At 71.2% G+C, this 13,454-nt stretch carries 9 protein-coding genes; all 9 read right to left on the bottom strand.

Annotated elements, in window-relative coordinates; all coding sequences use genetic code 11:
- Positions 1-274: 274 nt before the first annotated feature.
- Positions 275-1,969 (bottom strand): proline--tRNA ligase, encoded by a 1,695-nt coding sequence (locus tag AB6L24_RS34040; protein ID WP_405661824.1) that lies wholly within the window; start codon positions 1,967-1,969, stop codon positions 275-277.
- Positions 1,970-2,039: 70 nt separating this feature from the next.
- Positions 2,040-2,585 carry a GNAT family N-acetyltransferase gene (locus AB6L24_RS34035; RefSeq protein WP_380846941.1) on the bottom strand — a complete coding sequence of 182 codons (546 nt, stop codon included), beginning with the start codon at positions 2,583-2,585 and terminating at the stop codon, positions 2,040-2,042.
- 201 nt (positions 2,586-2,786) lie between these two features.
- A complete protein-coding gene (locus AB6L24_RS34030) occupies positions 2,787-3,635 on the bottom strand; it encodes a GNAT family N-acetyltransferase (RefSeq protein ID WP_405661821.1) in 849 nt (282 codons plus the stop codon).
- A gap of 116 nt (positions 3,636-3,751) precedes the next feature.
- On the bottom strand, positions 3,752-5,551 hold the full coding sequence (locus tag AB6L24_RS34025; protein ID WP_405661819.1) for an alpha-L-fucosidase: 1,800 nt from the start codon (positions 5,549-5,551) through the stop codon (positions 3,752-3,754).
- Entirely contained in the window at positions 5,548-7,056 is a 1,509-nt protein-coding gene (locus tag AB6L24_RS34020; protein WP_405661817.1) for a glycoside hydrolase family 28 protein, read from the bottom strand. The genes AB6L24_RS34025 and AB6L24_RS34020 overlap by 4 nt, the downstream gene beginning before the upstream one ends.
- A gap of 142 nt (positions 7,057-7,198) precedes the next feature.
- Positions 7,199-8,197 (bottom strand): LacI family DNA-binding transcriptional regulator, encoded by a 999-nt coding sequence (locus AB6L24_RS34015; protein ID WP_405661815.1) that lies wholly within the window; start codon positions 8,195-8,197, stop codon positions 7,199-7,201.
- Positions 8,198-9,194: 997 nt separating this feature from the next.
- Positions 9,195-10,349, bottom strand: a complete 1,155-nt coding sequence (gene ispG, locus AB6L24_RS34010; RefSeq protein WP_030362036.1) for a flavodoxin-dependent (E)-4-hydroxy-3-methylbut-2-enyl-diphosphate synthase — start codon at positions 10,347-10,349, stop codon at positions 9,195-9,197.
- 237 nt (positions 10,350-10,586) lie between these two features.
- A complete protein-coding gene (locus AB6L24_RS34005) occupies positions 10,587-11,888 on the bottom strand; it encodes a M50 family metallopeptidase (RefSeq protein ID WP_405661812.1) in 1,302 nt (433 codons plus the stop codon).
- A complete protein-coding gene (dxr, locus tag AB6L24_RS34000; RefSeq protein WP_405661811.1) occupies positions 11,885-13,183 on the bottom strand; it encodes a 1-deoxy-D-xylulose-5-phosphate reductoisomerase in 1,299 nt (432 codons plus the stop codon). Before dxr ends, AB6L24_RS34005 begins: the two co-directional genes overlap by 4 nt.
- Between the last annotated feature and the right edge of the window lie 271 nt (positions 13,184-13,454).

The raw sequence follows: 13,454 nt of genomic DNA, 5'->3' as shown, positions 1-13,454 counted from the left end.
CGAACCCGGGGCTCCGCCCCGGACCCCCTGATCGGCGCTCCGCGCCTCGTCCTCAAACGCCGGACGGGCTGAAATCTTCGCCGAGGTGGGCTGAAGGCACAACGGGACGGGCTGAAGGTGCCGGGCTGGTGGTCAGCCGGTCAAGTTCGGGCGGGTGGGTGGGAGAGAGCCCGTCCGGCGTTTGAGGACGAGCGCGCAGCGCGACCGAGGGTGCGGCGGCCCACCCGCGGAGGGGGTGTGGGGAGCCCCCGGCATCGGGAGCCCCCCGTCCCCCTTACGCCGTGAGGCGAGCGATCGCGTCGGACACCGACAGCTCCTCCCGCTCCCCCGACCGACGGTCCTTCAGCTCGACCACGCCATCGGCGGACCGGCGGCCCGCGACCAGGATCGTGGGGACGCCGATCAGCTCGGCGTCGGTGAACTTGACGCCGGGCGAGACGCCGGCGCGGTCGTCGACGAGGACACGGACGCCCGCGGCGCCCAGCTGCTCGGCGACGTCGAGGGCCAGCTCGGTCTGGACGGCCTTGCCGGCGGCGACGATGTGGACGTCGGCCGGGGCGATCTCCTTGGACCAGCAGAGCCCCTGCTCGTCGGCGGTCTGCTCGACGAGGGCGGCGACGGCGCGGGAGACGCCGATGCCGTAGGAGCCCATCGTGACGCGGACGGGCTTGCCGTTCTGGCCGAGGACGTCCAGCTGGAAGGTGTCGGCGTACTTGCGGCCGAGCTGGAAGATGTGGCCGATCTCGATGGCCCGGTCCAGCTTCAGTCCGGCGCCGCAGGCGGGGCAGGGGTCCCCCGCCTCGACCACGACGACGTCGAAGTAGTCGTCGACCTCGAAGTCACGGCCGCAGACGACGTTGCGGGCGTGGGTGTCGGCCTTGTTGGCGCCGGTGATCCAGGAGGTGCCGGGCGCGACGCGCGGGTCGGCGATGTAGCGGACCTTCTCCAGGCCCTGGGGGCCGACGTAGCCGCGGACGAGGTCGTCACGGCCCTCGAAGTCCTCGGCGGTGACCAGCTCGACCTCGGCGGGCGCGAGGTGCTCGCCGAGCTTGCCGAGGTCGACCTCGCGGTCGCCGGGCACGCCGACGGCGACGATCTCGCCGTCGACCTTGACGAGGAGGTTCTTGAGGGTGGCGGAGGCCGGGACGCCCAGGTGCTCGGCGAGGGTCTCGATGGTGGGGGTGTCGGGGGTGTCCAGCTCCTCGACGGCCCCGTGGCCGTCGGCCGGCACCGGCTTGAGGGCGAAGGTCACGGCCTCCGTGTTGGCGGCGTAGTCGCACTCGGGGCAGTCCACGAAGGTGTCCTCACCGGCGGGCGCGGGCGCCAGGAACTCCTCGGACGCCGAGCCGCCCATGGCGCCGGACACGGCGGACACGATGCGGTAGTCCAGGCCGAGGCGCTCGAAGATGCGCTGGTAGGCGGCGCGGTGCAGCGCGTACGCCTCGGCGAGGCCCTCGTCGGACGCGTCGAAGGAGTACGAGTCCTTCATCTGGAACTCACGGCCGCGCAGGACGCCCGCGCGCGGACGGGCCTCGTCGCGGTACTTGGTCTGGATCTGGTAGAGGATCACGGGCAGGTCCTTGTAGGACGAGCACTGGTCCTTGACGACCTGGGTGAAGATCTCCTCGTGGGTGGGGCCGAGGAGGTAGTCGGAACCCTTGCGGTCCTTGAGGCGGAAGAGGAGATCGCCGTACTCCTCGTAGCGCCCGCTGGCCTCGTAGGGCTCCTTGGGCAGCAGGGCCGGGAGCAGGACCTCCTGGCCGCCGATGGCGTCCATCTCCTCGCGGACGACGCGGGCGACGTTCTCGTAGACCTTCTTGCCGAGCGGCAGCCAGGTCCAGATGCCCGCGGCGGTCCGGCGGACGTAACCGGCGCGCACGAGCAGCTTGTGGTTGAGCGTCTCCGCGTCCGCCGGGTCGTCGCGCAGTGTCTTGACCATCAAACGGGACATGCGCTGGACCTGGACCATGGTGATCTCCTGCGTGGAAAGAGTGATGGCCGCAGGTTAGCCGGGGCACGCGGGCACGTGGAAATCCGATTCAGCCCCCGGACCGCCGCAGGGGCAGCGGTGCGCCCATGACCGCGTACGGCTTGGGGGCGCTCGGGAAGAGCACGTTGCGGGCCAGGTCGGTGTAGCCGAGGGAGCGGTACAGGGCGCGCGCGGGGCTCTCGGTGTCGATGGCGGAGAGGATGGAGCGGGGTTCGGCGGCGGCGTCGGTGATGGTGGTGATGAGGGCGCGGCCGAGCCCGCGGTTCTGGTAGCCGGGGCGTACGTGCAGCTCGGTGATGACGAAGGAGTCGTCGAGCCAGCCGTCCAGGTCCCAGCCGCGCAGATAGGGCTCGACGACGGTGGACCACCAGTGCGCGCGGTCGTTGGGCATGCCGTAGACGAAGCCGACGAGCCGTCCGTCGCGGGTGGTGGCGCCGAGCGCCCGCGCGCCGGGGTGGGTCAGGTGCCGCAGGACGATCTGGCGGCGCACGGCGATCTCGTCGTCGCTGAGCCCGAAGGCGAGGGCCTGTACGCGCAGCGCGTCGTCCACACGCGCGGCCAGGTCGACGGGCCCGATCACGACGTCGTCAGTCATGCGGAAACCCTACTTCGCCGGATGTCGACACCGGGCGGCACCGAAGTCCGGCCACGGCCGGAAACGGCCCCGTAAGGGGCGCGGGGAACTGCGCGCTCAGCGCACGACATGCCGCAGACGCGTCTGCCGAGTGACCATGCAGACGCGTCTGCGGCTTTTCTTGGGCCGGTCGCGCAGTTCCCCGCGCCCCTTACGGGGCTCTCAGAACAACACGCTCATGAAAGCCCCGACCTCCTGAAAGCCGACCCGGCGATACGTGGCCCGTGCGGCCGTGTTGAAGTCGTTGACGTAGAGGCTGACGACCGGGGAGACGTCCGCGAGGGCGTACTTGAGGACGGCGGCCATGCCGGGCGCGGCGATCCCCTGCCCCCGGTACTCGGGCGCGACCCAGACCCCCTGCACCTGGCAGGCACGGTCCGTGGCGGCGCCGATCTCGGCCTTGAAGACGACGCGGCCGTCGGCGTCGATGCGGGCGAAGGATCGGCCGGAGCCGACGAGTTCGGCGACCCTGGCCTGGTAGAGCAGGCCTCCGTCCCCGGCCAGCGGCGAGATGCCGACCTCCTCGGTGAACATCGCCACGCACGCCGGCATGATCGTCTCCATCTCGTCCTTGCGGACGCGGCGGACGTACGGATCGGGCGTGATGTCGTCGGGCAGCCGGTCGGTGACCATCAGGGGCTGCTGGGAGCGGACCTCGCGGGCGGGCCCCCAGGACGGTTCGAGCAGGCGCCACAGGCGGGCGGTGGGCTCGGCGGGGCCGACGATGGAGGAGCAGCGGCGTCCGGCCCTGCGGGCGCGGTCGGCGAAGCCGCGGACGGCGCGGGGGGTGGCGCAGATCGGGACGAGGTTGGCGCCCGCGTAGCACAGGGACTCCAGCATGCCGTCCTCGTACCAGCCCCACATCTCGCCGCCGAGGCGCCACGGGTCGAGGCCCGCGACGCGCACCCTGGCCGTGACGAAGGCGTTCGCGACCGGCTCGCGGTCGAGCACCGCGAGCGCGGCGTCCAGGTCACTCGGATCGAGGACCCTGGTGGTGGTCTGGGTCAACACGTGCGGGGGCCTCACCATACGGTCTGCTGATCTCCGCACTGTACCTGGCGAGGTTCCGCGACGCCGCCCGGTCGCCGCCCGGTCACGGTGCGGCGGCCGGGCGGCGACCTGCGGGATCAGCGGCGCCGCACGTACCCGTGGCCGACCTGGATCTCGTCGATCTTGAGTTGCCGGTGGAAGTTGGGGGCGGTGGCGGCGGCCCAGGTGGTGCTCACGTCGAGCTTGAGCAGCCGGGTGCGGACGTCGTCGCCGAGGTCGATGAAGCGGATGCCGCGGGCGCTCTCCAGGACGCCCGTCCTGATCTTCTGCCACCGTCTGCCGTCGTCGCTGACGGACACGGTGTAGTCCTTGATGCGGGCGGAGTCCTCCGGCCTGCCGAAGGTCGAGCGGTTGTGGGTGGGTGACCACTCGCGCTGGTTGATGCCGAGGAACGCGGCCTTCTTGCGCTTGCCGAGGTCGAGCGTGACGGAGACGGGCAGGGTGCCCTTGTTGTCCGAGTACGTGGAGAAGTCGCCGTCGGTCAGGGCGGGGTCGTCGGCCTTGACGGAGCCGGTCGGGTAGGAGCCCTCGCGGCCGCGTTCGGTCTCGACCTTGAGGACGGTGTCGTACGCGTCCCAGTCCTCGATCGACCGGACGGTGAGGCTGCCGTCGCTCTGGGCGAAGGGCAGCCGCTCGCCGGTGCGCAGGTCGGTGACGCGCTGGACGCGGTGGCCGTTGTCGCGCAGGCGGATCCGGTCGCCGGTGGTGGGGCGGGTGGTGACGTGGACGTACTGCGTGGTGGGCTTGGCGCGGCTGACGGTGACGTAGCCGTACGCGCCGTCGTTCCACGCGCCGGGCTGCATGCCGCCGTGGCGGTAGCCGCCGCCGTCGACGCCGTGCAGGGACTCCCGGACGGGCGGCAGGTAGTCCTTCATGAAGTCGGTGAACTTCTGCTGCTGGGGCGGGAATCTGCCGTCGACCATGGCCTGGAGGTCCATCAGGGACTTGATGGACGTGCCCGAGTTGGCCACGTAGCGGCCGACGTTGAGGCCGGTGTCGACCGGGCGGTCCTGGCCGTCGTACCACCAGGCGCCGGTGCTCGGCACCTTGTAGCAGGACTCGGTCAGGCGCGGCATGGGCGTCCAGATCGCCGAGGGCTGGTCGTAGGTCGGGGTCATGCCGGTCTTCTGCTCGTGGGACACCATGTCCATGGCCGGGGTGTCCTCGTTGTTGTTGCTCAGCGTCATGTCGGGGCGCTTCTCGCGGATCTGCTCGTAGAGCTTGTGCTGTTCCCAGTACTCGTTGTCGTTGTCGATCCAGAAGCCGGACAGCTCGGGGTAGTTGTCCATGACCTCGAAGAAGTTGTCGTACGAGAACTCGCCGAATCCGGGTCGGCCGGTGAGGTCGATGTCGCGGCCCTTGTGGGCGGAGTAGGCGGCCGAGTCGAGGGTCTCGATGCCCTGCTCGTCGTGCCACTTGGGGTCGTCGGTCATGTAGAGGATCGTCTTGACGCCCTTGGCCTCGCCCGCCTCGATCAGCTCGCCGAGGAAGTCCCGCCGGGTGGAGCAGGTGCCGGGGATCTTCGACGGCCAGGGGCGGGCGTAGCCGAGGCGGGAGTGGAAGGTGGCGAGGACGATGTAGCTCGCGTCGAGCTTCTTGGCCTCGTCGACCCAGTAGTCGGGCGTCCAGCCGCCGTCGGTGACGGCTTTCTCCCACTCCCGGCAGTCGTAGTGCTTGGGGCTGGTGAACATGCCCCAGTGCAGGAAGAGCCCGGCGGTGGCGTTCCTGAGCATGGACTGGCGGGGCGGGTCGGGGGCGGGCTCGGGGGCGTTGGCCGTGGCGGTGCCGGTGCCGGCGAGGAGGAGCCCGCCGAGGAGGGCGAGGACGGCGGCCCACAGGGGCAGGGATCTGGTGCGGCGCTTCGGGGCGGGCGTCATGGGTGGTGGACCTCGGTTCCGTTGACGAAGACCTTGCGGAGCGTGAGTTGGGGGGCGCCTTCGATGACGTTGGGCCGCTCGATGCCCGTGAAGTCGCAGTGGGCGATGTGCACGGGGCCGAAGGGGTGGGCGTCGAGCCCTTCGAGGTTGAGGGCGTGCCGGGCGCCGTCGTGGCGCATGTTCTCGACGCGTACGTTGCGGATGACGGCCTGGTGGGGGCCGCTCTGGCCGGCGTACCTGGTGGTGAGGTAGACGCAGTCGCGGTCGATCCGGCGGCCCGTGAAGTTCCGTACGTAGACGCCGTCGATGGCGCCGCCGCGTTTGGTGTTGGTCTTGAGGAAGACGGGGTGGCGGGGGTTGAAGCGGCCGGGGAAGTCGACGGGGTTGACGCGGCAGTTCTCGGCGAAGACGTCGTACGCGCCGCCGGACATCTCGCTGCCGACGGCGATGCCGCCCCAGCGCCCGGAGAACACGCAGTCGCGCACGACGATGCCGCGGCTCGGCACGCCGACGCGGAGGCCGTCCTCGTCGCGCCCCGACTTCACGGCGACGGAGTCGTCCTCCGTGTGGAAGCGGCAGCCGGTGATGAGCACGTCGGCGCAAGCCTCGGGGTCGACGCCGTCGCTGTTGTTGATGCGGCCGATGACGTCGACGTCCTTGATGAGGACGTTGGTGCACAGGACGGGGTGCAGGGTCCACATGGCGGGTTCGAGGACGGTGACGTCCTGGATGAGGACGTTGCGGCAGCGGTAGAACTGCACCATGTTCGGCCGCAGACAGTGCCCCGGCCCGAAGAGCCGCCGCGCGACGGGCACCCCCTCCTCCCCCATGCGCCGCAGCTCGGCCTGGTCGGCGGGTTGCCCGCCGCCGGGGTCGCGCCAGCTCTTCCAGGGCCCGTCCATGCCCTGGCCGTCGAGCGTTCCGTGCCCGGTGATCGCGATGTCGCGTTGGCCGTGGGCGTAGACGAACGCCGAGTAGTTCCAGCACTCGGTGCCCTCCCAGCGCGTGTACACCATCGGGAGGTAGTCGGCGGGGTCCTTGGAGAACAGGACGGTGCCGTCGACACGCAGGTTCACGCGGCTGCGCAGATGGATCGCGCCGGTGAGGAAGCGGCCGCCTTCGGGTACGAGGACGTGGCCGCCCCCGGCGTCATGGCAGGCGGCGACGGCCCGCCGGAACGCGGCGGTGTTCATCGTGACGCCATCGCCCACGGCGCCGAAGTCCCTTACATCGAACCGCCGTTGGGGGAATCGGGGCGGCTTGACGCGGGCGAGGATCGCGGGGACACGGGACCAGGGGTCGGCGGTGGTGCTCGCGGCGGGCGCGGAGTGCGCGGGCAGCAGCAGCGGGGTGGCCGCAGCGAGGGCGCCTGCGGCGAGGGCCGTACGGCGGGTGGGGCGGGCAGGGCGGGCACTGCGGCCCTGGTCATCGGATGAATCACCGTCGGGGACGTGTCGCTCAGGAACGGCGGCGCCGGGCGACTTGGCGACGCCGAACGGCCTCATGCCAGGGGTCTGATGTGCTGGAACCTTGCGAGTCGTACGGAACACGGGGGCTCCCTCGGACATCGGCGAGGACGAGGCCGCTGCGAGGTAGCGCTTCCTCGATCCAGGTGCCCGAACAAGGTCCTGCCATACATCGGAGCTGTCAAGACGGTGCGCTGGTGGAACCGCGAACATGCAGCTCAACGGGGAGGGCGTCGAAGGCGCCGTCGACCTCGCCATCCATCAACCGCACGAGGGCGAGGGCGGCCGCACGCCCGAGGCCGCTGCGGGGTACCGCTACCGTCGTGAGCGGCGGCGAGGAGAACCGGGCCAGGTCGATCTCGTCGAAGCCGGTGAGCGAGATGTCGTCGGGGACGCGTACGCCGAGTTCGGCGAGGCGGGACAGCAGGCCGAGGGCGACGAAGTCGTTGTACGCGACCAGGGCGGTGCCCCCGGCGGCGAGGGCGCGCTCGGCGACGGCGTGGCCGTCGTCCGTGGTGGAGCCGCAGGCCAGCACGGTGACGTGCAGGCCGAACGCCTCGGCGCCGGACAGGGCGCGCAGCCGCTCGCGGTTGGCCCAGGAGCCCTCGGGCCCCGCGAGGTAGACGACGCGGCGGTGGCCGAGCTGGGCGAGGTGTCCGCAGACGGCGAGCACGCCCTGGTGGAAGTCGACGCCGACGGTGTGCAGGGCGAGGCCGGGGTCGCGGCGGTTGGCGACGAGGAGCGGGGTGCCGCGGTGCGCCAGGGCGGCGAGGTCCGCGCGGGGCATGCGGGGTGCGCACAGGAGGAGGCCGTCGGCGTATCTGAGCAGGTCCTCCGCAAGGTCGCGCTCGGCGGCCGGGTCCTCGTCGGAGTCCATCACGAGAACCCGGGCACCACTCCCGCGGACCGTCGCGGTGAAGGCTTTCACCAGGTCGCTGAAGTGCGGGTTCGCCAGGTCCGGTACGAGTACGCCGAGGGTGCCCGAGCGGCCGCGGGCCAGGCCCTGGGCGGCGGCGCTCGGGCGGTAGCCGAGGTCGGCGATGGCCTGGCGGACGCGGTGGGCGAGGGTGGGGTCGACGGTGGTGACGTCGTTGAGCACGCGGGACACGGTGGTCACGGACGCGTCGGCCTCCCGGGCCACGTCCCCGATGGTGACGCGCCCACGCCCCTTCGCCGCCACCGGCCACCTCCCCCGCACCCCGGGGAACCGCTTCCCCGCACTAGGGGAGGTCCTTCCCCGCGGCGGCTCGCCTACTCGGGCCCCACACGGCAACTCTCCCCGCCGCTGCGCGGCGGCTCCCTCCCACCCGCCCACCCGCACAGGTGGGACCGGGGGAAACCCCGGAACCCCGGGCGGGCGCCGGCCGGGGAGGTGTTGGGGGCCGGGAAAGGCCACGGGTGGGTGGTCCACACCCGGCCGGAGGCCAGGGGGCCGTGGCCCGGGAGGGCGCCAGGAACGTGAGCGCCGCCCCGGGGGGACGCCACGGGTAGGCGGTTGGGCCCCGCCCCGGGGGCCGCCACGGGTAGGGGCGCTTAGGCCCCGCCCCGGGGGACCGCAGGGGTGGGTAGACCGCACCCCGGGGAAACGCAGGAACGGGCAGGCAGGCCCCGCCCCGAGAAACCGCAGGGGTGGGTCGGTAGACCGCACCCAGGGAAACGCAGGCGCAGGCGCGCAGGCGCCGCCCCGGCAAACCGCAAGGCCGGGTAGGCAAACCACACCCCAGAGAAACGCAGAGGCAAGCGGGCAGGCACCACCCCACCAAACCGCAAGGCCGGGCGGGCAAACCACACCCCAGAGAAACGCAGAGGCAAGCGGGCAGGCACCACCCCACCAAACCGCAAGAGCGGGTGGGTAGACCGCACCCCGGGGAAACGCAGGGGCGGGCGCGTAGGCCCCGCCCCACAGCGACGGGTGGGTGGGCGGGTGGGGGAAATCCGCCGCGCCAGCGGCGGGCGCCTCCACGGCGGGACCGCCGCCGACGAACCCGAGACGATCCGCCGCGCACAACCACACCCGGACCACCGTCGCCGGGCGCGGAGCCCAACCCCGGTGACCACACGTCCCACAGTCACGGGTGGGCGGGTGGGAGCGAACCACCTCCCACGGCGGGCCACCCGCCGACGCACCCCGGCCACCCGCCCGCCAGGGCACCCCGCACAAGGCCCAGGGGCCAGAACTAGCTGATCGTGACCGAAGGCTCGCCCGACGTCACGCCGTCCTTCTCCATCTGTTCGGCGATCTTGAGGGCCTCTTCGATGAGGGTCTCGACGATCTTCGACTCGGGGACGGTCTTGATGACCTCGCCCTTGACGAAGATCTGGCCCTTGCCGTTGCCGGAGGCGACGCCGAGGTCGGCCTCGCGGGCCTCGCCGGGGCCGTTCACGACGCAGCCCATGACGGCGACGCGGAGCGGCACCTCCATGCCGTCCAGGCCGGCGGTGACCTCTTCGGCGAGCTTGTAGACGTCGACCTGGGCGCGGCCGCAGGACGGGCAGGAGACGATCTCCAGGCGGCGCTGCTTGAGGTTCAGGGACTCCAGGATCTGCATGCCGACCTTGACCTCCTCCGCGGGGGGCGCGGAGAGGGAGACGCGGATCGTGTCGCCGATGCCTTCGGAGAGCAGCGCGCCGAAGGCGACGGCCGACTTGATGGTGCCCTGGAAGGCGGGGCCCGCCTCGGTCACGCCGAGGTGCAGGGGGTAGTCGCAGGCGGCGGCGAGCTGACGGTAGGCGTTGACCATCACGACGGGGTCGTTGTGCTTCACCGAGATCTTGATGTCCCGGAAGCCGTGCTCCTCGAAGAGGGACGCCTCCCAGAGGGCCGACTCGACGAGCGCCTCGGGCGTCGCCTTGCCGTACTTCTTCAGAAGGCGGGCGTCCAGGGATCCGGCGTTGACGCCGATGCGGATCGGCGTGCCCGCGTCACCCGCGGCCCGCGCGATCTCCTTGACCTTGTCGTCGAACTGCTTGATGTTGCCGGGGTTCACACGCACCGCGGCGCACCCGGCGTCGATCGCCGCGAACACGTACTTCGGCTGGAAATGGATGTCGGCGATCACCGGGATCTGCGACTTCCGCGCGATCGTGGCGAGCGCGTCGGCGTCGTCCTGCGTGGGGCACGCCACTCGTACGATCTGGCATCCCGACGCCGTCAGCTCGGCGATCTGCTGCAGCGTCGCCCCGATGTCCGACGTACGCGTCGTCGTCATCGACTGCACCGACACCGGCGCGTCCCCGCCGACGGCCACCGAACCGACCTGGATCTTGCGGCTGACCCGGCGGTCGGCGAGCTTGGTCGGTACGGACGGGATTCCGAGAGAAACGGCAGTCATCTGGCGTGCATCCCCAAGGTGTGGATCAAGGTCCCGAGTTCGGCGGGCACCGGTCTTCGCGGCGTCGCCACGCGTGCGCGGCTTCGCTGCTACATCGCTCATTCGCGGGTTCGAGGTTACGGCACCCCACAGGGCTCAGGCACATCCCGCCCCGATGTCCACCCATGCGCGGGTGGCCTCGCACACACTGCGGCGGTCGGCCACACATGGTGCCCGACCGCCGCAAACATCGCGTGTCTAGGAAATTCTCACCGGGTTAACCACATCCGCGATGAGCACCAGAATGGTGAAGCAGATGAAGATCCCGGCGACGACATAGGCGACGGGCATCAGCTTCGCCACGTCGAAGGGGCCGGGGTCGGGCCGCCGGAACACCTTCGCCACGTTGCGGCGCAGCGACTCCCACAGTGCACCCGCGATGTGCCCGCCGTCCAGCGGCAGCAGCGGCAACATGTTGAACAGGAACAGGGAGAGATTGAAGCCCGCGAGCAGGAACAGCATCATCGCGATCTGGTTCTGCGGCGGGATGTCCAGGGTGAACACCTCACCGCCGACACGGGCCGCGCCGACGACGCCCATGGGCGAGTCCTGCTTGCGGTCGCCGTCGCCGAAGGCCGCGTCCCACAGGTCGGGGATCTTCGAGGGCAGCGCCACGATGGACTCGACGCCGTTCTCCATCATGTTGCCCATGCGGTCCACGGACTGGCCGAAGGACTGCTGGACGATGCCGGAGGCGGGCGTGAAGCCGAGGAACCCGGCGTAGACGTACTTGCCCTCGACATAGCCGCCGTCGCCGTCGGTCTTGCTGACCTGGTTCTTGATCAGGTTGGCGTGCAGATCGAGGCGCTTGCCGTCGCGCTCGACGGTGAGCGTCGCGGGCCCGACGGTCTCGCGGATCTTCGACTGGAGCACGGACCAGTCGCCCACGTCCTTGCCCTGGAAGGCGACGATCTTGTCACCGGCCTTGAGGCCGGCGGCCTTGGCGGGGGCGGGCTTGTCGCCCTTCGCGCAGGTGTTGCGGTTCTGGCTGGCCTCGATGACGCAGTCGGAGACCTTGCCGACCGACGTCGTCTGCGTACTGATGCCGAAGGTCATCATCACGCCGAGGAAGATCACGACGGCCAGGATCAGGTTCATGAAGGGCCCGGCGAACATCACGATCACGCGCTTCCAGGGCTTGCGCGTGTAGAACAGGCGGCTCTCGTCGCCCGGCTTGAGCTCCTCGAAGGCCGCGGAGCGGGCGTCCTCGATCATGCCGCGCCAGGGCGAGGTGGAGCGTGCCTCTATCTTCCCGTCGGGACCCGGCGGGAACATGCCGATCATGCGGATGTAGCCGCCGAGCGGGATGGCCTTGATGCCGTACTCGGTGTCGCCTTTCTTGCGCGAGAACAGCGTCGGGCCGAAGCCGACCATGTACTGGGGCACCCGGATGCCGAACATCTTCGCGGTCGACAGGTGGCCCAGCTCGTGCCAGGCGATCGAGAACAGCAGCCCGATCACGAAGACGACTATGCCGAGGATCATCATCAAGGTCGTCATGCACGAGCCTCCGCGGTCGTCTGGTTCCCCGTCGTCGCCGACGAGGTGGTCGTGGCCGTCAGTTCACGGGCCCGGGCGCGCGCCCAGGTCTCCGCTTCGAGGACGTCCGCCACGGTAAGCGAGGTTCCCGCGCGCGGTGTGCCGTGTTCGGCGACGACCTGGGTCACGGTCTCCATGATGCCGTTGAAGGGCAGCGCGCCCGCCAGGAAGGCGTCCACGCACTCCTCGTTGGCGGCATTGAACACCGCCGGGGCCGTGCCCGCGAGCTCCCCGACGTGCCGGGCGAGCCCGACCGAGGGGAACGCCTCGGTGTCGAGCGGGAAGAACTCCCAGGTCGAGGCCTTCGACCAGTCGAAGGCGGGGGCCGCGTCCGGGACCCGCTCGGGCCAGCCGAGCCCGATGGCGATGGGGCCGCGCATGTCCGGCGGGGTGGCCTGGGCGATGGTCGAGCCGTCGGCGTACTCGACCATGGAGTGCACGTACGACTGGGGGTGCACGACGACCTCGATGCGGTCGAAGGGGATGTCGTACAGGAGGTGCGCCTCGATGACCTCCAGGCCCTTGTTGACCAGGGTCGCGGAGTTCACCGTGATGACCGGGCCCATGGCCCAGGTGGGGTGCGCGAGCGCCTCCTCGGGGGTGACGTGCGCCAGATCGGCCTTGGTGCGGCCGCGGAAGGGGCCGCCGGACGCGGTCACGACCAGCTTGCGGACGTCGGCGCGGGTGCCGGCGGCGAGGGCCTGGAACAGCGCGGCGTGCTCGGAGTCCACCGGGATGATCTGGCCGGGCTTGGCGAGCGCCTTCACCAGCGGGCCGCCGACGATCAGCGACTCCTTGTTGGCGAGCGCGAGCGTGTGGCCCGCCTCCAGGGCGGCGAGGGTGGGGGCGAGGCCGATGGATCCGGTGATGCCGTTGAGGACCGTGTGGCAGTGGGACGCGTCGGTGGCCGCGAGCTGTGTGGCCGCGTCCGGGCCCGCGACGATCTCGGGCAGCGGCTCCCCGGTGCCGTACTCCTCGCTCAGGGCCTCGCGCAGGGCCGGTACGACGTCCTCGCGGGCGACCGCGACGGTGCGCACCCGCAGCTGCCTGGCCTGCTCGGCGAGGAGGCCCACGCGGCCGCCCGCCGCGGACAGGGCCGTCACGCGGAAGCGGTCGGGGTTGCGCAGCACCAGGTCGATGGCCTGGGTGCCGATCGAACCCGTGGAGCCGAGGATGACGATGTCCCGCGGTCCGTCTGTCCCTACGGGGTCGAAGACGAGGTGCGGGTCGGCGAGGGGGGCAGGGCTTTCGCTCATGCCCCCATTGTGGCCGCACCGGCCCCCGGATCCGACAGCACCTCTCGGGTCGCGCCGGGGGCCCTCGCGGGGCGCCCCAGTCCCGCCCCTTTCCCGAAACCGGGGGCTGCCGCCCCCTGGACCCCCGCTGTCGGCGCTCCGCGCCTCGTCCTCAAGCGCCGGACGGGCTGAAATCCTGCCGCAGCGGCGAGATATACAGCCCCTCCGGCGATTGAGGAGCGGGGTCCGGGGCGGAGCCCCCCCCACGCGGCGGAGCCGCACATTGTCACAG

The sequence above is a fragment of the Streptomyces sp. RK9 genome (assembly GCF_045070545.1).
In the GTDB taxonomy this organism is placed as follows: Bacteria; Actinomycetota; Actinomycetes; order Streptomycetales; family Streptomycetaceae; genus Streptomyces; species Streptomyces alboflavus.
Note: the sequence above shows the minus strand (reverse complement) of the source record. Positions and strands in the feature narration are given on the sequence as shown.

What these genes read in the sequence shown, in the direction of transcription:
- ispG (WP_030362036.1), bottom strand. Translation starts at nt 10,349, where the DNA reads ATGACTGCCGTTTCTCTCGGAATCCCGTCCGTACCGACCAAGCTCGCC.
- AB6L24_RS34005 (WP_405661812.1), bottom strand. Translation starts at nt 11,888, where the DNA reads ATGACGACCTTGATGATGATCCTCGGCATAGTCGTCTTCGTGATCGGG.
- AB6L24_RS34020 (WP_405661817.1), bottom strand. Translation starts at nt 7,056, where the DNA reads ATGAGGCCGTTCGGCGTCGCCAAGTCGCCCGGCGCCGCCGTTCCTGAG.
- AB6L24_RS34025 (WP_405661819.1), bottom strand. Translation starts at nt 5,551, where the DNA reads ATGACGCCCGCCCCGAAGCGCCGCACCAGATCCCTGCCCCTGTGGGCC.
- dxr (WP_405661811.1), bottom strand. Translation starts at nt 13,183, where the DNA reads ATGAGCGAAAGCCCTGCCCCCCTCGCCGACCCGCACCTCGTCTTCGAC.
- AB6L24_RS34035 (WP_380846941.1), bottom strand. Translation starts at nt 2,585, where the DNA reads ATGACTGACGACGTCGTGATCGGGCCCGTCGACCTGGCCGCGCGTGTG.
- AB6L24_RS34040 (WP_405661824.1), bottom strand. Translation starts at nt 1,969, where the DNA reads ATGGTCCAGGTCCAGCGCATGTCCCGTTTGATGGTCAAGACACTGCGC.